The 21,961-nt window shown below is 41.3% G+C and carries 17 protein-coding genes; 4 read left to right on the top strand and 13 right to left on the bottom strand.

Translation table 11 applies throughout. The features are described 5' to 3' along the window. The first annotated feature begins 62 nt into the window (after nucleotides 1-62). Nucleotides 63-1,493 carry an AmmeMemoRadiSam system protein B gene (amrB, locus tag LH29_RS02030; protein ID WP_045025881.1) on the top strand — a complete coding sequence of 477 codons (1,431 nt, stop codon included), beginning with the start codon at nucleotides 63-65 and terminating at the stop codon, nucleotides 1,491-1,493. Here the strand turns inward: amrB and recO are convergent. The 5 genes from recO to LH29_RS02005 all read right to left on the bottom strand — a co-directional run bounded on the left by recO (nucleotide 1,475) and on the right by LH29_RS02005 (nucleotide 8,632). Next, nucleotides 1,475-2,200 carry a DNA repair protein RecO gene (recO, locus tag LH29_RS02025; RefSeq protein WP_045025880.1) on the bottom strand — a complete coding sequence of 242 codons (726 nt, stop codon included), beginning with the start codon at nucleotides 2,198-2,200 and terminating at the stop codon, nucleotides 1,475-1,477. The two genes, amrB and recO, sit on opposite strands and share 19 nt — an antisense overlap. A gap of 29 nt (nucleotides 2,201-2,229) precedes the next feature. Beyond that, entirely contained in the window at nucleotides 2,230-4,551 is a 2,322-nt protein-coding gene (gene porZ, locus LH29_RS02020; protein ID WP_082063379.1) for a type IX secretion system anionic LPS delivery protein PorZ, read from the bottom strand. Continuing rightward, nucleotides 4,552-5,130, bottom strand: coding sequence for a non-canonical purine NTP diphosphatase (locus LH29_RS02015; protein WP_045025878.1), 579 nt, complete (start codon nucleotides 5,128-5,130; stop codon nucleotides 4,552-4,554). Nucleotides 5,131-5,196: 66 nt separating this feature from the next. Continuing rightward, entirely contained in the window at nucleotides 5,197-8,193 is a 2,997-nt protein-coding gene (locus LH29_RS02010) for a YfhO family protein (RefSeq protein WP_045025877.1), read from the bottom strand. Between the two features lie 136 nt (nucleotides 8,194-8,329). Further along, nucleotides 8,330-8,632 (bottom strand): ArsR/SmtB family transcription factor, encoded by a 303-nt coding sequence (locus LH29_RS02005; RefSeq protein ID WP_045025876.1) that lies wholly within the window; start codon nucleotides 8,630-8,632, stop codon nucleotides 8,330-8,332. 177 nt (nucleotides 8,633-8,809) lie between these two features. Here LH29_RS02005 and LH29_RS02000 point away from each other — a divergent pair, with 177 nt between their 5' ends. After that, nucleotides 8,810-9,784 carry a polyprenyl synthetase family protein gene (locus tag LH29_RS02000; protein WP_045025875.1) on the top strand — a complete coding sequence of 325 codons (975 nt, stop codon included), beginning with the start codon at nucleotides 8,810-8,812 and terminating at the stop codon, nucleotides 9,782-9,784. On the opposite strand, the gene LH29_RS01995 is transcribed toward LH29_RS02000, so the two are convergent. The 3 genes from LH29_RS01995 to LH29_RS01985 form a co-directional block, all read right to left on the bottom strand. After that, the gene (locus tag LH29_RS01995; protein WP_045025874.1) at nucleotides 9,760-10,557 is read right to left on the bottom strand and encodes a DUF2797 domain-containing protein; all 798 of its coding nucleotides are present in this window, start codon (nucleotides 10,555-10,557) and stop codon (nucleotides 9,760-9,762) included. The genes LH29_RS02000 and LH29_RS01995 overlap by 25 nt on opposite strands. 62 nt (nucleotides 10,558-10,619) lie before the next feature. Continuing rightward, complete coding sequence (locus LH29_RS01990; protein WP_045025873.1) at nucleotides 10,620-11,396, bottom strand: hypothetical protein; 777 nt, start codon at nucleotides 11,394-11,396, stop codon at nucleotides 10,620-10,622. A gap of 64 nt (nucleotides 11,397-11,460) precedes the next feature. Next, the gene (locus LH29_RS01985; protein ID WP_232302808.1) at nucleotides 11,461-12,930 is read right to left on the bottom strand and encodes a M28 family peptidase; all 1,470 of its coding nucleotides are present in this window, start codon (nucleotides 12,928-12,930) and stop codon (nucleotides 11,461-11,463) included. 200 nt (nucleotides 12,931-13,130) lie between these two features. Here LH29_RS01985 and LH29_RS01980 point away from each other — a divergent pair, with 200 nt between their 5' ends. Then, nucleotides 13,131-13,532, top strand: coding sequence for a hypothetical protein (locus tag LH29_RS01980; protein ID WP_045025872.1), 402 nt, complete (start codon nucleotides 13,131-13,133; stop codon nucleotides 13,530-13,532). A 60-nt stretch (nucleotides 13,533-13,592) separates the two neighbouring features. Here LH29_RS01980 and LH29_RS01975 read toward each other — a convergent pair whose 3' ends face one another. Together LH29_RS01975 and LH29_RS01970 are read right to left on the bottom strand one after the other, a co-directional pair. Then, nucleotides 13,593-14,672 carry a PCMD domain-containing protein gene (locus tag LH29_RS01975; protein WP_045025871.1) on the bottom strand — a complete coding sequence of 360 codons (1,080 nt, stop codon included), beginning with the start codon at nucleotides 14,670-14,672 and terminating at the stop codon, nucleotides 13,593-13,595. Next, the gene (locus LH29_RS01970; protein ID WP_045025870.1) at nucleotides 14,669-15,460 is read right to left on the bottom strand and encodes a hypothetical protein; all 792 of its coding nucleotides are present in this window, start codon (nucleotides 15,458-15,460) and stop codon (nucleotides 14,669-14,671) included. Before LH29_RS01970 ends, LH29_RS01975 begins: the two co-directional genes overlap by 4 nt. 246 nt (nucleotides 15,461-15,706) lie before the next feature. Here LH29_RS01970 and LH29_RS01965 point away from each other — a divergent pair, with 246 nt between their 5' ends. After that, nucleotides 15,707-18,988 (top strand): PAS domain S-box protein, encoded by a 3,282-nt coding sequence (locus LH29_RS01965; RefSeq protein WP_045025869.1) that lies wholly within the window; start codon nucleotides 15,707-15,709, stop codon nucleotides 18,986-18,988. A gap of 73 nt (nucleotides 18,989-19,061) precedes the next feature. On the opposite strand, the gene LH29_RS01960 is transcribed toward LH29_RS01965, so the two are convergent. The 3 genes from LH29_RS01960 to LH29_RS01950 all read right to left on the bottom strand — a co-directional run bounded on the left by LH29_RS01960 (nucleotide 19,062) and on the right by LH29_RS01950 (nucleotide 21,930). Beyond that, entirely contained in the window at nucleotides 19,062-19,463 is a 402-nt protein-coding gene (locus tag LH29_RS01960) for a GFA family protein (RefSeq protein WP_045025868.1), read from the bottom strand. A gap of 229 nt (nucleotides 19,464-19,692) precedes the next feature. Continuing rightward, nucleotides 19,693-21,063 carry a glycoside hydrolase family 140 protein gene (locus LH29_RS01955; RefSeq protein ID WP_045025867.1) on the bottom strand — a complete coding sequence of 457 codons (1,371 nt, stop codon included), beginning with the start codon at nucleotides 21,061-21,063 and terminating at the stop codon, nucleotides 19,693-19,695. A gap of 225 nt (nucleotides 21,064-21,288) precedes the next feature. After that, nucleotides 21,289-21,930 carry a GNAT family N-acetyltransferase gene (locus LH29_RS01950; protein WP_045025866.1) on the bottom strand — a complete coding sequence of 214 codons (642 nt, stop codon included), beginning with the start codon at nucleotides 21,928-21,930 and terminating at the stop codon, nucleotides 21,289-21,291. Nucleotides 21,931-21,961: the final 31 nt, after the last annotated feature.

The raw sequence follows: 21,961 nt of genomic DNA, 5'->3' as shown, positions 1-21,961 counted from the left end.
TCCGCAAACCAATTTCATTGCGTTGCGTAATAATATTACTACCTTTTAGCTGAAAGAAAACTATGCTATTCAATACAAATAAAAACCGCGAGCCGGCAGTGGCCGGACAATTTTACCCTTCGTCTTCCAGCACTTTGCGAAATGAGCTGGAAGAACTTTTTGACGGTGCCGTCAATGTAAAAACCTCGCAACCGCTGCGCGCCCTTATTTCGCCGCATGCAGGCTATATTTTTAGCGGTGAAGTTGCAGCAGCCGCTTTCAAACAAATTCCGGCAAACAAAAACTATCAGAATATTTTTGTATTGGCATCGAGCCATCGTTATACTTTTGGCGGAGCCGCCATTTATACCGAAGGAAACTACGAGACGCCTCTGGGCGAAATTCCGGTGAATAAAAAAATCGGAAAACAATTGCTCGCCTCATCGTCGGTGTTTACTGAGCACGATGCATCGCACCTCTATGAACACAGCCTGGAGGTTCAGTTGCCGTTTTTGCAATTCCGCTTGGGGAACGATTTGACCTTGGTGCCTATTATTCTTGGCACCCACTCAACCGGCATTTGCAAGAAGCTGGCCAAAGCGCTTCGTCCTTACTTTACACCTGATAATTTGTTTGTTATCAGTACCGACTTTTCGCATTTCCCAGACTATGAAAATGCAAAGTTGGCGGACCAGTTAACGGCTGATGCCATTTGCAAAAACAAACCCAAAAAACTGTTAAAAGCAATTGAAAAGAACAAGAAGAAAAAGATTGGCAACCTTGCCACCTCGTTATGTGGCTGGACTTCAGTACTCACACTGCTTCACCTTACTAAAAAAAGGGATTTTGAGTTTAAACAACTGGCCTACAAAAACTCGGGCGACAGCCGGCTTTACGGTGAAAAAGACCGCGTGGTGGGCTACTGGGCTATTGGTGTTTACGAAAAAGCCGTTTTTGAAATCAGCCCCTCTGAAAAACAGGAAATTCTGCAGCTGGCCCGAAATTCGATTGCTCGTTTTTTAGGCGAGGACGTAAAAGAAAAGAAACCTAAAAGGAACGATAACAGCATCCTGAATCAGAAGGCCGGTGCTTTTATCAGCATTTATATCAACAATGAATTACGAGGGTGTATTGGCGGATTTGCCGGTAATAAAACCTTACGCGAAATGACTAAACGGTTTGCAGTTTCAGCCACAAACGACCAGCGTTTCGACCCTATTGAACCTTCCGATCTGGACAACATGACACTGGAAGTATCGGTGTTAACTCCACTGAAAAAGATTAAATCGATTGATGAATTTGAACTGGGAAAACACGGCATTTATATAAAAAGCGGTTTAAACTCGGGCACCTTTTTGCCACAGGTAGCCGAAAAAACGGGCTGGAGCAAAGAAGAATTTCTGGGAAGATGTTCGAAGAACAAAGCCGGAATTGGTTGGGACGGATGGAAAACCGCCGAACTTTACACTTATGAAGTCGTGATTATAAAAGACGATCAGGAAAAAACTTCCTGAAGTACTTTTAGCGATTTTATTTCACCCAACGTATCAAAATGCAGACGGTAATAATCCACTAACTTTGCAAGTAGTGTATCGCGCATGCTGCGTTTTAATTTCAAGCTATCCAGCTCGTTAATTTTCAACAAAGCCAGTTTTACCAAAACCGCCGTTGCTTCTTTATTCACAAACATCGGGTGCGAAGGCTCAAAAGGTACTACGGCACCCTTTTGCAAATCGAGCCAGCCTTCAAAACCGGTTTGTGTGGTGTCGGGCATAAAACCAAGGTACTCGGTTAAATGAAACAGGAAATACAGATGAAAATTTGTTTTGCCCTCCTCCATCAAATCGAGATACAGCAAAGCGCTTTTAATAAACTCAAACAGTTCGGGGTAACTTTCCTGTTCGTGGATGGTTTTATAGAGCACCTCGGCCAGAAAAATGGCCTGCGTTGATTTTACAATGTCAAAAGGAATTTCCTGGTAGGTAGTCAGACTTCTCATTGCCCTGATCCGTTGCAGGTCGCGCGATTGCTTCTGGTAAGCTTCCAGTTCAACCATAAACAGGGGCTGCAACAAACCGGCTTTATTTTTCGACTTCCGGCTCCGGGCAGCATTTATCAGGTAGCTTTGCCGCCCAAATTCTTTGGTAAAAACAGTGGTAATAACACTGCTCTCGCCATATTTTATTGTGTGCAAAACAATGCCTTCGGTAGCCGTAATCATAACTCAGTTAAGCTGCTTGTGAATCCCAATCAATGTATGAACAATATTTTTGTGATGTGGGTTTCTTCCCCGTTCTCGTCGTTACAAAATACCAGGTAAACTCCGGTTTTTACGCGCTTGCCATTCAGGTTCTTACCATCCCAAACTGCCTGCCCACCAAACGATGTGGTTTTGTATACCAGGTTTCCGGTGATGTCGGTAATTTTCACATCGGTATTTTCAATTAACCCGGCAACTGTTACCGGTCCGTCGTAGGTTTCGCGCACCGGATTTGGATAAACATAAACATTGCTATATGTGTCTGCCCCTCCGGTTGCTTCTCCCTGGTAAGAGATCAGTCCCTTGTCGGTTCCAAAAAACACCTCACCATTTTTCTGGTTGATGGCAATCGACAGGATATTATTCGAAAGCAACGGGCTGTTTTCAGTAGTGAAATGCAATACTTCTGCCTCGCCTGTTTCCGATACCAAAAACACGCCTGAATTTTGTGTTCCCAGCCACTTTCGGTTAGCTCCGTCAACCGCAATAGCAGTAACGGTTTCGGTTTCAAGCAGCGGATGGTAAATACCGTCATTCAAATCAAGCCCCGGGTGTGTGGCATAAAAGTTCTCCGAATTCCAAATTCGCGACGGGTTACTGTAAACGGCCACCCCTTGCCCGCTACCAATCCAAATGGCGCCATTCTGGTCTTCGGCAATGGAGAAAACATCATGCATCGGGGTTATAATATTGTCGGTACCATTACTGAAATAAGTTTGCACCAACAGTCTTTTTTTATGGTCGCCGGTTTTATTGATCACATACGCATCGTGTCCACCCGGAATGAGCATCCACTTGTCATCATTTTCATTCACAATAATATCCGAAACATTGTATCGGTTGGCGATTTCGGGCAACTCAAACGATTCCCACTCGCCCGATGGCGTTAATTTATGCAGGTTATGTGCGCACTCAGCATTGGTAATCCACAGGTTGCCTTCCGAGTCGAAACTCATACCGCCAACGCGTGTAAACGGCTCGTTGGGCTGCTCAGGTAAGGCTGTTTCCAGCGGACTGTTCAGGTTATAATAGCGTTCTACCAGCTCATCGTTGCGGTATTCCAGTAGTCCACCCCCCCAGCTGGCCACAAAAAAATGATCCGGATCGCGGGGATCCACTTCAACAGCTAATATGTTATGAAATCCTCGCAGTTCGGGATGCGTCTGATCGGTAAAGTAGGTCCAGCCATCGCTGCCAAAACGCTGAAAAACCGGGCTTACATATCCATTGGTACTTCCTGCGCTCATCCATATCTCCGAATTAAAGGCACCAACAAAATACATGTCGTTATTGATTGGTCCGGGAGGCAAGGTTTGCTCAAAATTTTCGCTGTAATAGCGCACCAACACTTCCTTGTCGTCTGCAATCCAAACAGAGCCGTCGGCCGATACACCCGCACTTTTGGGAGCGATACTTTCTACCGAACGGTCGTTAAATTTGTAGCTATCAATACGTCCTATTTGCGTGTGATTGCTGTCGATGATAAAAACCACATCGCGACTGGCAATACTCAGGTAGTTTCCATTACCCTGCAGATCGAAAGCAAAGCGTATTTCAGGATTATAAGGTTCCCAGATTCCGTCTTTCAGCATATACATTTCGTCCTGATACCACTCTCCGGCTGAGAAGTTGGCAATTACGTTTCCCCCATGATAAACCAAATGATTAAAAATACCATCGGGATGCGGAATATCATCCACATGAATCCAGTTAGCAAAATTGGCCAGGTTGGGTTCATTTTTATCCGCCCGGTAAATTCCCTGGTTCGTAGCGGCAAAAATCGAGTTGTTATCCGTTTCAATGTCATTCACCTCCAACGACGAACCACCGTTGCCGATATAATACGTATCTTTTACTTCCTGACGATCCAGATCGAGCACGACAATCCCAAAACCACAGGCCAGATAGGCCTCATTATCAGAAAAAGAAATGTTATTGATGACCTTGTTCCCTGCGATAGTTTTTCGCTTTATATCCGACAGGTTAACCACCTCGCCATCATCGTAAAGCAAATCGATGTTACTGTTTGAATAAGCAATGACCAGCACCTGGCTCTGCTCGCTGTAAGCAATGGTGCTTACCCCAAAATCAGACAACTGAATGGTACCGCCAAATTTATTTACGCTGTTGTCTTCCAGATCGTAATAAAACAGTCCGCCCTCGGTAACACAGAAAACTTTATCGGGCGAAACCGCAATTTTGCTGGCTTTATTATACGAAAGATAGTCTTGCCACGAGCCCTGTTGGCGCTGGGCTTGCGAAAGAAAAAAAGTCATTAATAAAAATGCAGAAAGTATAAGTCTTCGTTTCATTTAATCGAGCTTTTTTAAATAGTCGACCAGCTTTTGTACGGCTCTCCCCCGATGACTGATCTTATTTTTATCGTCGAGGCCCATTTCAGCAAACGACTGGTCGAGTCCTTCCGGTTTAAAAATGGGGTCGTAGCCAAATCCCGAGCCTCCACGTTTTTCTTTGAGAATCTCGCCGTTTACAATGCCTTCGAATTGTTTTTCTTCGCCATCAATAACCAGCGAAATTACAGTTCTAAAACGTGCTTCCCGATCATTTATTTTAACCAGTTTTGCAAGTACCTTATTCATATTCGCCTCCGAATCTTTGTCTTCGCCGGCATAACGTGCCGAGAAAACTCCGGGTTCTCCATTCAGGGCCTTAATTTCCAAACCGGTGTCGTCGGCAAAACAATTCATGCCAAATTTGTCGTAGATGTAATAAGCTTTTTGGCTGGCATTTCCTTCCAATGTAGGCTGTTCCTCAGGGATTTCGTCGAAACATTCAATATCTTTTAGGCTAAGCAGGGAAAAATGATCGCCCAAAATAGCCTGTAATTCTTCCAGTTTATGTTTGTTATTTGTTGCAAAAACGAGCTTCATAATCGATTAATTTTAGGTAAAAATAAGAAAATGGCTCTACTTTGCAGGCTCATTCGGAGATTGGTTCTAATTACCATTATACATTTTCACTTTCAGGTTATCGACATCAAACCTGGCCACTGTCCTGTTCCATAAATAAATATGAATTACGTCACCTGAATGCAAGTTAAAATCAACCATTTTTACGACGGCGAACCGCGACCAAACTCCAGTTTCGTACGTGAAATTACTTATTTCCCGGGTATAATATTCTATTTGCTCTTTGCCCTGTGATACAGTAATAACCATGTTTACCTCCGAAAATACTTCAGGGAAACGTATATCGCCCAACACCGTAATTTTTTGCAGGTTGCTATTAGTCTCATCGATGTTAATATTTAATACTGCTCCCCATCTTTGGCGTGGCATAAAAGTGTAATAACCATTCGCTGTAATCGAGTCGGTTTTTATCCTGCTCCTGTCTATTTCCCAAATACGTTTTGTTTCCGGCTCAAAATCGTCATCAAATTCAGATATTTTATCATCTCCTTCCCGGGCCAGAATAAAACCCGAGTTTTCGGAAATTCTCTCTTTCACTACCTCAGGAAAATAGGAAGTAAACAACTCCTTCACCTCTATGCTGATGGCTCCATTAACCCAAGCCAGCGCAAACTGAGGCCTATATGTTTCGGCCAGCACCTTACCAAAGATGGCCACGTTCATATTTTCGTCCAGGTAAAATTGATGATCTGTATTTGGCACCTCAACCTGAGTGTCTGAGGCATAACTCAAAAACGTTGTAACATCGGTATTTTTTAACGCTTCGAATTCTTGTGTGATTTCAGGCAATAATTTGCTTTTACTTTTTTGATAGCGCCACCTGTTTATCCCAGTAAAAACAACGAAAAGCAGCATAAACCCAAAGGCCAACCACAGAATAATCTGCCTGTTTTTTATTTGCTCTTTCCAATGAAAATAAATAAGCAGACTTGCCAATACCATTAGCACCAGCATTGAGACAACAAAAAACACGACTATAAGCCTGTTACTGTATCCAAACTGAACAATATGTTCTCCAGCCGGAATAAGGGTGCCCATTAAAGTATAGTTTGCCCGAACTACTTTCTGCTCTTTTCCGTCGATTTTCACCTTCCATCCTGAAAAGTAATTCTGTTGAAAAACCAACAACTGCTCATTTTTTGTTTCGGTGTGCAAAACAACCTTATTGGGAGAAAAGCTCGTTATTTCTAATCTATCTGTCTGATGATGCTGGAGAGTTTTTCCGTTAATGATTTGCAAGTTGGAAGGTTCTAACAAAACGGTTTTCGGGCCAATGTTAGCCGTGTCTTTGTTTACCCTCACATCATCGGAAAAGAAAAAAAGCGGCTGCTTTTTCATCACATCCAACAGTTTCGGAAAATCATCGCTTAACGTCGAATAACCATCAGTTTTAAACGAAACCAACCCGTCGAATGTGGGTCGTTTTGGAAACACATTGTTGTTTCTCCAGGTAAATGTACCAGAAGCATTTTCGTCTGAATTTTCGCCAATCGGATGCAACTCCGGAATAGGAAATCCTTTGGGTTTTGAATCTAAATATGTCTTGAATTTTACAGGATCAACATCTCCTGCAACCGTGTAATGCAAATTCAACTGTGTTGAAAGAATTCCGTCGAAGACAAACAGAAATACAATAGCTACGGGTAAATATTTTTGTTTGAAAACCAGCACTACAGCAAAGCACCCCAACAACAATAAATGAAGAATGCCCTGCAAAACAAAAGCCTCATTAATTGTTGTTTTTTGCAAACGATCGATCAATGACAATTCGAAGTCGAAAAATACAAAAGCTTCAAGCCGTGCCGCCGATCGCACAACAACGAACAATATAATAATCGCCAAGACACCAGTAACCGTGAGCAGCTTCTTTCTATTTACGGATTTAATATCATCAAACTTCAAGTTGAGGCCTGCATAAACCAGAAAACCAAAGATGCTAAGTGCCCTGAAAATCGATGGATACTTAAACATGTTCATTAAGGGGAAATGATCGTAAACAAATTCTCTTAAAAAGAACTGACTGCCCAGTGCGTTTAACAAAGAAAATACTGCGAACAACAAAAAGATCACACCTACTTTTTGTTTGATCTTACCGGTTAACGCATAAACCAGCAACGTTAATCCGAACAATCCGAAATATGCATTCGACATGGACGGATCGGTGTTAAACAAAGCCACATCTGTTGTTGTACTATATGGAAACAGAAACGAACAGAATGAATGCAAAGAAAACGGGTGCCTCAAAACAGCTTCTAGCGTTAAACCGGAATATCGGCTTAAATAGGGTTGTGCCTGCGAATAAGCCAGCAGCAAAACGAAACTTCCAACAAGTACGATACCTGCCAAAATCAGATGAAAAACAAGAAAACGCTTAACACGCTCTTTTCTTTTGATGGATAAAACCAAATAGAAAAAAAACAGACACAGTAACAAATAGGAAATAATGATTGTAATACCCGGGTAGCTGGCAAAAACCATCAATAAAAATACGAGGGCCAACCGCAGCAAACTTTTTGTTTCAGGCTGCCTTGCAAACTGCACATAAGCGGCAACAACAAGGGGCAACAAAGCGTATCCGGCAATAAAGCCAATATGCTGAGCATTGCCCACCGTAAAACCGGAAAGCATGAAAGCAATTGCCAGCGAAAGGGCAAGCGATTCGTTTGCTTTGAACCTTTGCAGAAAATACCTGAAATTAACTCCGGCCAGAAATACATAAGCTAAAAAAACATACTGAAGGGTAATATTCGAATAACCAAACATATTGGCAACAATCCAAAATTCCGGATTAAAAACCGAAACCAGATCGGCATAAAACGGTACTCCATACAATAAGTAAGGATTCCAAAAAGGAAAAATATTGTTTAACACCGCTTCTGAAAAAAAGTAGCGAGCCGGCAAATAGGCATCCACAAAATCCCATTTCATACCTTTTTGAAGAAAGGCTACCTGCCAAAATGCTACAATACAAACAGCAAATAACAATATGCTTCCGTACTTCCTGATAAATTGGTCGGTTTTCAAATTAGTTGAAAATTAGATTAAAAATACCCGGGCTAATGTTTCATAAAAATGAACTACAAAATAAGAAAACCTCTAATTTATTGCATAAAAAAACCGCTTGATCTTCATCAGCGGCTTTTCCTATCGTAATCATTTTTTAATCGCAGGTGCAGGTTTCCAGACAGTCTACAATCTGGCTTAAAATATTGTATCTCAGGTAATAATAGGTATTCTTTCCTTCGCGCTTTGAGCACAAAACACCTTTGTCGCGCAAAATGCCTAAGTGATGCGATGTAGTTGACTGCTCAATCTTTAGCAGTTCGTGAATCTCGGTAACTGTTAGTTTTTTTCCCCCTTCCAGATGCTTCAGAATAGCAATGCGCATCGGGTGTGCCATTGCCTTCAACATACTGGCAGCGACCTCCAATCGTTCTACATTTATCTCCTTGATATCTACCATGGTTATACCTTTAAAAATGCAAATATATAAATATTTGAGACTTGTTTACTGCTTTTTTTCGCACGGATATCTAACATTTGTACAAAATCGGCAATTTTTAGAATTTTTAAATAAAATGTCTGTTTTTTATTTAAAATTATTCTAAGTTCGTTCATCAAAAGTGAAGCGGAAAAAGGAATGACCACGATAAATAAAATAAAGGCCCCAATTGAACAGGAACTGCATGATTTTGAACCTTATTTTAAGAAATCGTTGCAGAGCGATATTCCTCTGCTGGCAACTGTTTTAAACTTTCTTTACCGTACCAAAGGCAAACAACTTCGCCCAATGTTTGTGTTCTTATCGGCAAAATTACACGGCGGAACCAATGAATCTTCGAAATTGGCGGCCTGTTCGGTGGAATTATTACACACCGCCACGCTGGTGCACGACGATGTGGTTGACGAGTCGTACGAGCGTCGCGGATCGTTTTCCGTAAAAGCGCTTTGGAAAAACAAACTTGCCGTTCTGGTGGGCGATTATATTTTGGCCCGCGGACTGCTGCTGCAACTCGAAAGCAAAAAATACAATTTCCTTCATCTTATTTCGCGTGCGGTTCAGGATATGGCCGAGGGAGAAATCCTGCAGATGAAAAAAAGCCGCAAACTCGACATCGATGATGAAACGTATTTCGAGATCATTCGCAAAAAAACAGCTTCGTTAATTGCAACCAGTATGGCTATTGGCGCTGCATCGGCAGTTGATGATGAAGTTATCATTGAAAAAATGTACAGCATCGGGCAGGATGCCGGAATTGCGTTCCAGATAAAAGACGATATTTTCGATTACCAGTCGAAAGGCCTTTTGGGCAAACCAACGGGTAACGACATTAAGGAAAAGAAAATTACCCTGCCGCTGCTTCATGTGTTAAACGAAGCCGACAGAAGTGAAAGGAAGCGAATTTTGAGGCTGATAAAACGCAAAAATAACAGTTCGGCAGTTGTTGAAGAACTGATTAAGCTGGTAACCGAAAAAGGCGGACTTGAATACGCCGAGCAAAAAATGAATGAATTTAAAGACCGGGCAATTGCCGGCCTTAAAGAATTTCCTGACTGCGAGGCTCGCGAATCGCTAATCGAGCTGATGAACTACATTGCCACCCGCAAAAAATAACCGTTGTGTTTCCGGATATTTAAAACCCGGCTGTCATCAAAGATTAAATACTGCCCTTTTATGCCGGCCAGCGTTCCGGTAACTTCCGGTAGTTTATCAAATCCAATACTTTTTATCTTGTCAGGAAACTGCTCAACCGGATAATTTATTTCGGTTACCTCGTTTTCAGGATCTAAGTATTTCTGCAATTCTAGTGGTAATAAATTGGCAATTCGCTCTTTTTCGGCTGCCAGGTCAAAATCTTTCAGCACTTCGTTTTTTAGCATCGACCGCCAGTTGGTTTTATCGGTAAAATGATCCTTCAGAAACACCTCGATAACACCGGCAATATGGCGGTTGGGCGTTTTTGCAATTTTTATGGCATAACTGGCTCCCTGATCGATCCAGCGTGTAGGAATCTGATGACCGCGGGTAACACCAATTTTTAAAGCGCTCGACACGGCCAGGTAAACAAAATGGTCGATCAGATCGTGTTTTTCGGCCCATTCCATATCGCGTGCAATTCCTAAATGTGCTTTCGATAACTCGGGCCGAATGATCGATTCGCTGGCTTCGGGAGCCGTTTGAAGACAGTTGTAACAAAATCCCTGGCTAAACGATGTTTTTGTTTTCTTGCCGCACGACACACAGTTTATTTGCCCGTCGAAACGCATCGAGATTTCTTTCCCGATTAGCGCGTTCATATCAATTTTTTCGCCGCCAATGGGTAGTATATATTTTACCGGCGCATGAAGCTCGGTGATCATTTTTCGTATGTTGCCTTCAAATTCCATGATGAATATTTTCTGACGTGAAAATAATACAGAAGTAGCAGGATACAAGTAAAGTTTGGAAATTAATCATCAAATCCCGGTCGTTTGAATTCCATTACGCCCGGAAATGTTTTTAGCATTTGCTTTTTTATTTGCGACAGCTCGAGTAAAAACTGCAGGATTTCGTCTTCCATTTCACTAAAACCGGAGTAGAATACCGACAGTGCATCCATTGATCGTTTAATGGCAATTATGGCAATTTTTGCCGATCCCAGGTTATCGGCGTACAAACCGTATTCATCCTCCGGATCGTTTTGCCGCTGTTCCAGCTCCAAATGAGCACGGTGAACTTTAGCCCCGATAAAAGCACTGTACCACTGAATTACCTCTGCTGCATCACGGTATTTTATCATCGACTCATCGTCGTCGATCATCACCAGCTTTTCAGCTTTGGTCGCGAAAAACTCCTTGTTTTTATTCATCCATTTATGAATGTTGATCCCGTAATTCCTCGCTTGTACTTCCAGTGGTGTTTCTATGTGTTCGGGCAATTCAATATCTTCAACATCGCTCAGGTCGATCCCCTCTTTGTCGGCATCCTCTTCAATCATTTCAATGGTCACTTCCCAGGCCAGGCGTATCTGGTCCCAAAAGTATTTATTCTCTTCATCGGGATTTAGCACATCATCTTCAATTTTGTTTTCCTGTTCGTGCAAATAGGTCAAACATTTCTGCGTCATGGTACATCGTTCGCACCAACGATCGCAATAATTATAAATCCCCGGAACGAGATCTTTTCGTTTCGCCAGATCGAGCAGGGTTTGCTTAAAGTGTTCTTTTTTCGATTTCATAGGTGCCATACAAGTAGTATTAGCAGAGTAACAAGACAAATCGATAAAAAGTTGAACTGATCTTTTACCGCCGCTAGAGTTTCGTGTCGTTTGCCACGCCTAAAACGCCCAGATAAAGCAGTTTTGCGGCATCTTCCATAATTTCGGGAGTTAACACATTTGTTTTGTCGGCAGGCATATGGTAGTGCACCGGATACACCGAGTTGCGGGTCCACAGGCCAAATGTTTTTATACCGGCATCTTCAAAAACCGATGCATCGGAACGTGGCCGACCATAGTTTTTCGTAACTGCCGAAGCCCCCATTTCGCGGTGGATAAAATTAGTATTGGCTTTTTCAAAATGACTGAACAACTGGCTGTGCGTTTTTCCTCCCGACACATAAAATGCGTTGCCGTTTCCAACCATATCCAGATTGATCATCATTTTGGTTTTCTCTACCGGGAACAGCGGATTTTTGCAGTAATATTTCGAGCCGTACAAACCACATTCTTCGCCACCAAGAAGAATAAAAAGTACCGAACGTTTTGGCTTAACTTCGGATGTTGCCAAAGCTTTTGCCGCCCCCAGAATATCGCTGATACCCGATACATTATCGAGTGCACTGGAGAATGTTACATCGCCCATTTGCCCCTGCCCGTCGAGATGGCCGCCGATAATTATTACTTCATCTTTCAATTCCGGATCGGAACCTTCGATCATGGCCACCACATTGCAAGCCTGCGCATCGGGGAAATATTTTGTTTCGGCGCGGATAAACACTTTATGTTCTGCCGGCAGCTCAAACGATGGTGTTTCCATATTTTTCAACTGCTCGCGAATTTGCCGGTAATCTTTTCCGGCATCGGCCATAATCTGCTCAACAACTTTTGTATCAACGTGTGCATAAACAAAATCCTCGAGATTAACCGTGTTCGGATTGGCCAGCTTGCTGGCATAGATCATTCCTGCAGCACCGTGTTTCACCGCATTTCTGAATTTGTAACGGTGATAAGCGTAAGGCGTCCACTTGCCCAGTGTCTCATCGTTTTTGGTGTACGGCGTTCCGCTTTCAAGAATGATAATTTTGCCTTTTACATCTACGCTCTTATAGTCGTCGTAACCCAGTTCAGGAGCCGTAATTCCATGGCCAACATAAACCAGTTCGGCCTGAACCGTGCCACTTGCCGAGTTGGAGCCCGGTATATAGTCTTCCGGAAAATCGAGGTAAGTTTTTTCATCTCCGTTAAAATAAACCACAGCCCCCAAGGAGTTCACTTCAGAATATTCGTTTGGGAAATACTGAAAGTAACTGCCGTTGTTTGCAGGCTTAACACCCCACTCTTCGAACTTCGATGCACACCATTTGGCAGCTTCCATATACTCCGGGGAGCCCGACAAACGCCCCGCGTATTTATCAGCGCTCAGTTCGGTGGCAAACTCCATTAACTCGTTGCTCGAGATGGTGTGAAAGCTTTTTAAACGTAAATCATTATCACTCTGCTGTGAAAATCCATTCAGTGTAAATACTGCCCATAGCAGCACGCAAAATAGTGTTACTCTCATCATTAAATTTTTCAGGATCGTTAAAATTATAATTTTTTGGGTCGAACAGCCCGCAATTGTAAAAAAGTTGAATGTAAAATTCGAAAATTGTTTTGGTTGTTGACACTAATAAGCTAAATATAAACCTATTGACTCGTCTGTTAAGATTTATCGAAGCTTTTTGAATAAATTATCACCACTAAACTTTTAAAAAAATAATTATGAAAATTTTAAGGGGAACTCTTTTTGGCGGAATCACCTTTTTCTTTCTCGGATGGTTGGTTTATGGATTCCTGCTGGCAGGTTTTATGGAAGCCAATTCCAACGCATGTGCCAACCGATTAGACACTGAAATGGTTTGGTGGGCCATGATCTTATCAAACCTGATTTTAGGATTACTTTTAACGCTGATCCTTAAATGGTCTGGTGCTTCGGGAATTGGAGATGGCATAAAAACAGGTGCTCTGGTTGGTTTGCTAATGGCGCTAACCATGGATTTGATGATGTACTCCATGACCACCCTTTACAACCTAAAGGTATTGGTAGTTGACGTTATTGCCTATACCTTATTACTGGCAATTATGGGACTGGTTATTGTGCTCACCTGGGGAAAGAAAGATTGATAGCAAATAGATCCACTTCAGTTCAACTATTTAAAGCTTCTGCACCCGTAGAAGCTTTTTTTATTCCTCATCGTAAACCATTTCCACATCGTCGATAATAAGTTTGCTGCCAACAGCTCCGGCAAAGTTGGCACCATCGTAACTCGACGAAGCCACAAAGGAAATATGTGTAGGCAACATATAAGTTGCGGAATCACCCGACACAAAATTCCCGTCATCCGGTTTCATATAATCGGGGTACGAGTTATCAAGCGGACCATAAACCACCTCCATTTCTTTGGTGATCATTTCCGGTTGGTTTTCATCGCTGCGAAACCAGGCGGTTCCCAAACGTTGTATTTCTCCGCCCAAACGCACTTCCAGAAACACATAAATGTCGCAATTATCGTCGTAATCCAGCACATTGCCATACCGGTCTTTATTCACCGCTCCCGGCACATAAGAGTAGGTAAAACGGATTTTATCGGGCCGCCCTGTAAACGGCGTTCCAAATATCACGGCAGCTTCGGGGTCGGTTGGATCCAGTTTATCAGAGTCAAAATAACCGGTAAACAACGATCCGGCGGCAATAGGTGTTTTTAAGGGAACACCGGCCAACCCCAGATCATAGGTCTCCATAAGAGCAGCATTATTTCCATTACCCAAATCGTAAGGTGTTGTGGCAATTTTTCCCAAAATCTGGGTGCCCTGGTTTCCGGTGCCCCAAATGGTGGAAGCCGCATCGGTGCCTGGCTCGTAATAACCCGAACTGGTTTTATACCAGGTATTCAAATCGGCGTTATTCAGTTGCGGTGTATCCGATGCAACAAACGATTCGATAGTCCACACATACGCACTGCCATCTTCGGCAACTACATTGATGATGGCCTCACCGCTCAGGTCGATAACATCGCCAACAGTTTTATCGGCAGTGGCAAACGACGAAAGTTCCATTTCCTGGATTACCAGCGACGAAAGCTCAACGCCTCCGGGAATTTCAATGGTAACGGTTTGCTTATCGGTGTCGATTATGGCATTGCCGGCCTGGTTGCTTACCAGGAACTTTTTAATATTTCCGTAGGGCGACAATCCAAAATGATCTTCCTTAACACAGGAGAACAACACCAAAAGAATTGCTGCTATGTATACTGACCTTTTCATTTGCCTGCCCCCTTTCTGTTTTTCTTGGCTCCAAAATAATAGGCCAGCCCAAGGTCGAGCGAAAGCAGGTTAATCCGAAAGTCGACATTCTGGCGCACCTGTTTTGATTCGGGGCCTTCGTTAACACTGCTTCGTGCAACATTTAGTTTGTAGCCCAAAACGTTGTTCAGCTGCACTTCGAAAGCAAAATTTTCCATGGCAAAAAAGGTTATTCCCGGGCTTAATCCCACGCCAAAAATGAACTCCTTTTTGTGTGTTTTATTCATCTCGTCGATATTCCTGATATCACGTGTAAGCGAGCTGTTGCCGCCCAGCGTAAACCCAAATTCGGTGAAAAAACTCAGTCGCTCGTTTGGTGTTAACGGCACCGACGAACGAAATCCCGGACTAACTGCAAACCCGCGTTTTAGGGTGTTCGACTGCACGGTGTCGGGATCCTGAAAAACGGTACCACCAAAGCGGTCCTGGAAATAATTGAAGTTAATAATCGCCATTCCGTAATCGCCGGTGTAATAACCGCCTTTTAACAACACATTGTAGTCGAGCCGGTCGCCCTCAACCACCTGTTGAATCAGGTAATTGGTATTGGTAAGGTTTTTATCGGTTACCGAAAAGGCCAGTCCCACATAAAAATTACCTTTTTGAAAGGGCTTAAAATCCTGGTTGTAATAGCTTGACAGCAGATCGTAAGGTGTTGTTTTCTGACCGACCAATGAATCTTCCTGCGCAAACAAAAGTGCCGGCAAGATCAACAGAAATACAAGTATTCGAATTTCTTTCAACTTCATGGATTAACAGTTTTGTCTATCAAATATAAAGCATTGATAGCAAAACAACTGCATGCAAGAATTGATTTATCACCAGCGGTCAGTGCCAGAATGCCTCTTTCATTAGCATCCTACTCTTGCTTTATAAAGTATATATCACTTATATAATCTGTATACAACAATATTTTTTATTATTTTCCACGCCAGTATTGAAGGAAAAACATTGCCCGCTTACTGCGTAAATTTTTAACTAAAAAACCATTGGAAATGTTTCAAGCCTTAATCCAAAATGCGGCTCTTCTTATTACCCTTTCGTTCCTGTATGGAACCATTAAGTATTACTTTGGTAAAAAAAAGTTACAATTTCAAATTATTAGCGGTGTTTGGTTCGGGATAGTAGCTATTGCAGCAATGCTTTTGCCTTACCAACACGAACCGGGCATATTTTACGATGGCCGCTCTATTGTTATAACCCTAGCAGGTTTATGGGGAGGAGGATTGGCGACACTGCTTACTGTAATTATAGCAGGCGCTTACAGGGTATTTCTGGGTGGTGCCGGAATCTGGGCAGGACTGGCTACAATTGTTGCTTCAGGGATTATTGGCTTATTTTTCAGAACTATTCTTAAGAAGAAAACCCAAAATATCAATACTGCCGTTTTGTATGCAGTTGGCATTATAAGCCACCTTGCAATGCTAGCAAGTCAGCTACTCTTGCCCGATCATCCCATGCAAACCTTACAACATATATGGCTTCCGGTTATGCTTATATTTCCTGTTGCCTTAACGCTAATCGGCAAACTATTTCAGCTAATCGAACGATATCTATCGAATGAACAACAGATCAGGAAAGCAGAAGAAATGTACAGAACAACATTATTAAGCATTGGTGATGCTGTTATTTGTACTGATATAAAAGGCCGAATTACTCAAATAAATCCGGAGGCTGAGAGGCTTACCGGGTGGAAGGCCAAAGACGTGTATAAAAAGAATCTCGACGAAGTGTTCCATATTGTTAACGAACACTCCCGTAAAAAGGTGGAAAGTCCTTTTTCGAAGGTTATGAAATACGGAAAAGTTGTTGGACTTGCTAATCACACTATACTACTATCGAAAGATGGAAACGAAATTCCTATAGCTGATAGTGGTGCACCAATTATTATTAATAACCAGATTGTAGGAGTGGTTCTTGTTTTTCGGGACCAAACCGAAAACAGAATACATCAACAAGCACTTGAAGAAAGTGAAGCACGTTACCGTGAACGTGAGTATTGGTTTACAGAATCGCAACGAGTAGGAAATATCGGCACTTATCAATTCGATATTTTAAGTGATATATGGACTTCATCAGCGGCCTTAGACAATATTTTTGGAATAGACGATAAACATTCCAGAACCTCTGAAAGTTGGAGTACCATAATTCATCCGGAGTATCAGGAACAGATGATGGATTACCTGCTAAACGAAGTAATTGGTAAGAAACAAATATTTAATAAGGAATATAAAATTATTCGAAAAAGCGATGGAGCTGAAAGATGGGTGCACGGACTTGGAGAACTTCGCTACGATGAAAAAGGGAATCCGGTGCAAATGCTCGGAACAATTCAAGATATAACTGAGCGTAAACTATCGCAAGAACAACTTGTAAAGAGCGAGGAACGATTTCGAAAAGCTGTCCTCCTGGCTCCAATACCCATCATGGTATTCGACGAATACGGAAAAATTCTATATCTCAGCCAGGGATGGCAGCAGCTTTCGGGTTATACAATTGATGAAATGCCTACCATAAAAGAGTGGACAAGAAGGGTTTTCACAAAAACACAAGCTGAAGAAGTGGAGAATCACCTTCTCGAAGTCGTCGACCTCGACCAAACAGTTTTTAGCGGCGATTATGAAATTGCTACACACAACGGAGAAAAGCGTATTTGGAATTTCCATACCTCTCCGCTTGGCGAAAGTGGAGGGAAAAAGCTGGCACTAAGTGTTGCTCCCGATATTACACAACGAATGCAGATAAAAAAAGAGCTGGAGGCCAACGAGCAAGCCTATCGTCAGCTTTTTGAGGAACATATTGCTGTTAAATTGCTAATAAATCCTGAAAACGGGCAAATTGTAAGAGCAAATAAAGCTGCTGCAGATTTTTATGGTTATAGTGTTAAAGAACTGGAGAAAATGACCATCACAAACATAAATGCCTCTGAAAACGAACAACAAGAACAGGTGATGGTGCAACAGAAGAACTGGAAACGATATCACCTTGAATTAAAACACCGGCTACGATCTGGCGAAATTCGCGATGTGGAAGTTTTTAGAAATGAAATCGATTACAAAGGGCAAATCGTGTGGCACAGTATTATTCATGATATCACGGAGAAAAAAAGGCTGATGCAAGACCTTGTTGATGCAAAAGAAAAGGCAGAAGAAAGCGAACGCCTGAAATCGGCATTTCTGGCCAATGTAAGCCACGAAATAAGAACACCATTGAATGGTATAGTCGGATTCAGCAATATTTTAGCACAAGAAGAAAATATCAGCACAGCCAACAAGCGTGAATTTGCCGATATCATTAATCAAAGCTCTTCCGGATTGCTGAAAATAATTGATGATATTCTGGACTTGTCGCGTCTGGAAACCGGCTTGGTCTCATTTTCAGTGAAACCATTCCACGTAAACGCCCTATTAAACAATCTGTATTCTATTTTTCAGAACCGGATGCAGACCTCGCCGAATACTAATGTTGAATTAATATTGCGTGAAACCGATAAATCGCTAATGATTAATGGCGATGACGTAAGAATAACACAGATTATCTCCAATTTACTTGATAATGCAATTCGTTTTACGAAGTCAGGAACCATCGAATTTGGTGTTTCAAACTCTGATAATACACATCTGGAGTTTTTTGTTACCGACACCGGTATTGGAATACCTTTGGAAAAACAGCAAAGTATATTCGGACGTTTTATGCAAGCCGAATCGGGCGTATCAAGAAAATACGGCGGCACCGGACTGGGATTATCGATAGTAAAAAAACTACTCGAACTTATGGGTAGCGAAATTCATATGAAATCGGCACCGGGAATAGGAACTAAATTCTGGTTTAGTCTGCCTGTTTACAACAAATCACTCCTCGACAATATCGATAAAAACCTGTCTGACAAACAATCACATTCCGAATCTTTGTCGAGCCAATACAAGGTGTTGGTAGTGGAGGACAACGAAGACAGCCGTCTTTTTTTCAAACATGTACTCAGCAAAAACTATCCTTTACTTTCGTTTGCTGTTACAGGCAACGATGCACTTCAGCAAATACAAAATAATCCTCCTGATATTGTTCTACTCGATATAGGATTACCCGATATAAGCGGGCTTGATGTGGCAAAAAAAATTAAACAAAGCCACAGTAAAATAAAAATAATTGTACAAACAGCTTATGCCTCTACCACCGATAAAGAAAATGCGTTGAAAGCCGGGTGTGACGACTTTATCGTTAAACCAATACGAATAAGCACTTTGCTGGAGAAAATGAAAAAGAAATTAGCCGAATAAATGAAGCTTATACCAACAGTGAATTATTTTCACCAGGGCACGGATTGTAAATCCAACCGGTACCCATTTCCAATTATTCGGGCAAACGCTCAAACTTTTTTATTTCCTCCAGCGCCTCATCCCAGGCCGCTTTACTGGAAATAAATAGATGGGCATCGGGGCGTTTATCCAGTTCAGTATCCAAACATCCGGCCGGAACCACCAAAAGTTTACCGTTCATTTGTAAGTTGGGTAATGCCGAACCACATGTGGCACAAAATGCTTTGGCATGTCTGCTATCGGGGAGCTGAAAAACGCTGATTTCAGTATCTCGTTTTGTCCACTCCAGCTTAGCGCTTGTTGAAAATAAATTGGCGGCATGTGCCGATCCGGTATCTTTCCGGCAATAGCTGCAATGACACAGATAAAAACTTTCAAAATCGCCAATAATTTTAAATTGAACTCCTTTGCACAAACAAGATCCGTGGTATTCCATATTGTTTTTAATCTTTGTTTTGATTTAGTTGCTCTTCCAATCTTACTATTTTCTTCCTTATTGTTTTCAACACCACGCGAAAGGATTTGCGCAGCAGGGAGGTTAAACACTGCTGGTGCGTCCCGATCCGTCAGCCAACGGCTGAAAGTTTGTTCATCTCAATTCTACCGAAGACACACCTTCCGTCGGCTGAAGGATTGGCGCGAGTGCATAGTGTTACAAAACGTTATTAATTCAAATCCTGAAAATCTATCTTATAATTTTCTGCTGTCAATATTAAAAGAAAATCACTTCCCCAGCCGCCTGACCAAGGCTCAAACTCATGGGGTGTGATCGTCTCAAAATTACCAATACGTTTTGTTGTTCCACTTCGCGGATTAAACCAATATGCGTTTATTCTATTTGAATCTATTTTTGACAGATCAATCTTTATTGGATCTCCTTTCGGTGTATAGGCAATAACAACTTGTTGGTCTGAACTAATTGCACTTAAAATATATGATTCGTCCTCTGGATTGGTGTTTAGTATCAAACTTTGATTAAGTATCATTTTTTGCCATGGTAGTTTCTCGAAGATTTGCCTCATGTAACCCATTTGAGTTGAACCAGGTAACTGAAGTGCAGCTTTCCAATCGGTCCGTGCATTTATTATAGGCTCTTTGCTAATTTCATACATTTGCCAAATATCATTACAGCCGTATGTATATCCTGCAGCTCCTGCAATTATGCTCCAATATGCAGAAACTCTAACATCAGCATCGTCAAGCCAACCATGCGGCTTTTCTTCCCAAAACCTGTCAGGTATGTTTTCATATCTGGCTTCACCATTTATTATTGGTCGCTTTGTTGACGATTTTTTACTATTTAGCACATAAGAATACTCTTTAGCAGTTCTGCTATGTCCGCTTTGGTACATATCAAAATCAAGCCATCTGTCATTAATGAAATCTGTGGCCTTTTTTGCGCCAACAGGATGAAAACTTATTAAATGATTTTTATCGACCTCTCTAATACCCATTGCCATTGCACTAATTATTTCAAAATGGTTTTCATTCTCAAGAGGTCTGTCACCTCCAAGAATCCATACCAGGTTATTGTATTTAAGATACCTTTTTGCCAAAAGTCTGCCGTAAATTTTAGCATTTTCGGTATTAAATATTTCTGGTCCGGCGCCCCATTTTTTATTGAATTTATCGCCCCATGACGGCAGCAAGGCTATATAAACACCTAGTTCATTTGCTTTCTCCAACACATAATCAACTGTGGTAAAATATCGTTCGTTTAATTTCGTCGGATCATTATTTATTAGTGGTTTTTCCCCATAAACGTTTGGAGTATTTAATCCGTCCAATTCTGCAAGAATTACTGTTTGGATTACGGTAAATCCTTTTTCCGCTCTATCAGTCAGGTATGTATCAATTTCCTCTGTATCGCAGCGATGTATCAATTCCCATGCAGTTCCTCCCAACCAAAAAAATGGTTCGTCAGATTGATTTACAATATAATTCTTGTCATTGCTAATTTTTAATAACGGTAAATTTTGTCCGAAATTTATTTGAGTAAATAAGACTAATATTATTGTTAGAATTTTGCTTTTCATGGTTTGTATAGTTTATTTTTGTAATGAATAACAACGGTTTGAATATGGTGCGTTTGACATTAGCCTGCGTAAATTTCCATATTGCGACGATTTCTTTGATTTCCAAATTGTCGCGTTCAACTAAACTGCCATTTGCTCTTTATTATTTGTTGTAAACTGGCTTTTTCTATTTTTATTTTATGAATTGGCAACGTAAGAATAGTTTATTATCAGTCATCAACAAATTTAAAGTTCTTTCACCATTCGTGTAAATACAGGTGGTAATTTTAAAAAGTTAGGCCAGTAGGAAAATATTTCCATTCCAAATTTTTTATAACTGTTTATTGCATTTTCATTTTTACTTGAAACATCCAATGACAAAGTTTTAGATCCTTTATCAATAGCAATTTCGCCTATATGTTTCATCAATCTTTGTCCAAGCCCTTTCCCACGCATTTGAATACTTACTGCAATGGATTGTAAATAATAATCTTCTTTTCCACGAGGACCAAGAAAACGTGATAGCACTTTTCCAATAACTAAAAACATCATGATTCTTAGTTTTGCTCCTTTAGGGAATTCAGAAAGAATATTTTTCTTAAATCCTTGTTTTTCTGAATAGGTATAACCCGATACCATTCCAACAATTTTGCCTTTATATTCAATCATTATTGCATTCTCAAATGAATATTCATTGTTTGACTTCACAAAAGCATCTGCTATAATTTCATATGTTTTTATTCCTAAAATTGATTTAAAAAATCCTTCAGAAGCTTCATCAAAGAATTGGGCAAATACAAGACCATCTTCTATATCCGGTTTAGCCTCCCTGATAATGATTGCATCATCCTGAATCTTGTCACTGAATATTTCCGATTCTTTAGCCATTCTTCATCATTATTATTTGTAATTACAATTG

Source organism: Draconibacterium sediminis (assembly GCF_000949475.1).
Lineage (GTDB): Bacteria > Bacteroidota > Bacteroidia > Bacteroidales > Prolixibacteraceae > Draconibacterium > Draconibacterium sediminis.
The sequence above is the reverse complement of the archived record's forward strand: the minus strand, read 5'-3'. Positions and strand labels throughout refer to the sequence as shown.

What these genes read in the sequence shown, in the direction of transcription:
- porZ (WP_082063379.1), bottom strand. Translation starts at nt 4,551, where the DNA reads ATGAAACGAAGACTTATACTTTCTGCATTTTTATTAATGACTTTTTTT.
- amrB (WP_045025881.1), top strand. Translation starts at nt 63, where the DNA reads ATGCTATTCAATACAAATAAAAACCGCGAGCCGGCAGTGGCCGGACAA.
- LH29_RS02015 (WP_045025878.1), bottom strand. Translation starts at nt 5,130, where the DNA reads ATGAAGCTCGTTTTTGCAACAAATAACAAACATAAACTGGAAGAATTA.
- LH29_RS01985 (WP_232302808.1), bottom strand. Translation starts at nt 12,930, where the DNA reads ATGAGAGTAACACTATTTTGCGTGCTGCTATGGGCAGTATTTACACTG.
- LH29_RS01965 (WP_045025869.1), top strand. Translation starts at nt 15,707, where the DNA reads ATGTTTCAAGCCTTAATCCAAAATGCGGCTCTTCTTATTACCCTTTCG.
- LH29_RS01990 (WP_045025873.1), bottom strand. Translation starts at nt 11,396, where the DNA reads ATGGCACCTATGAAATCGAAAAAAGAACACTTTAAGCAAACCCTGCTC.
- LH29_RS01995 (WP_045025874.1), bottom strand. Translation starts at nt 10,557, where the DNA reads ATGGAATTTGAAGGCAACATACGAAAAATGATCACCGAGCTTCATGCG.
- recO (WP_045025880.1), bottom strand. Translation starts at nt 2,200, where the DNA reads ATGATTACGGCTACCGAAGGCATTGTTTTGCACACAATAAAATATGGC.
- LH29_RS01960 (WP_045025868.1), bottom strand. Translation starts at nt 19,463, where the DNA reads ATGGAATACCACGGATCTTGTTTGTGCAAAGGAGTTCAATTTAAAATT.
- LH29_RS02005 (WP_045025876.1), bottom strand. Translation starts at nt 8,632, where the DNA reads ATGGTAGATATCAAGGAGATAAATGTAGAACGATTGGAGGTCGCTGCC.
- LH29_RS01975 (WP_045025871.1), bottom strand. Translation starts at nt 14,672, where the DNA reads ATGAAAAGGTCAGTATACATAGCAGCAATTCTTTTGGTGTTGTTCTCC.
- LH29_RS02000 (WP_045025875.1), top strand. Translation starts at nt 8,810, where the DNA reads ATGACCACGATAAATAAAATAAAGGCCCCAATTGAACAGGAACTGCAT.
- LH29_RS01980 (WP_045025872.1), top strand. Translation starts at nt 13,131, where the DNA reads ATGAAAATTTTAAGGGGAACTCTTTTTGGCGGAATCACCTTTTTCTTT.
- LH29_RS01970 (WP_045025870.1), bottom strand. Translation starts at nt 15,460, where the DNA reads ATGAAGTTGAAAGAAATTCGAATACTTGTATTTCTGTTGATCTTGCCG.
- LH29_RS01950 (WP_045025866.1), bottom strand. Translation starts at nt 21,930, where the DNA reads ATGGCTAAAGAATCGGAAATATTCAGTGACAAGATTCAGGATGATGCA.
- LH29_RS01955 (WP_045025867.1), bottom strand. Translation starts at nt 21,063, where the DNA reads ATGAAAAGCAAAATTCTAACAATAATATTAGTCTTATTTACTCAAATA.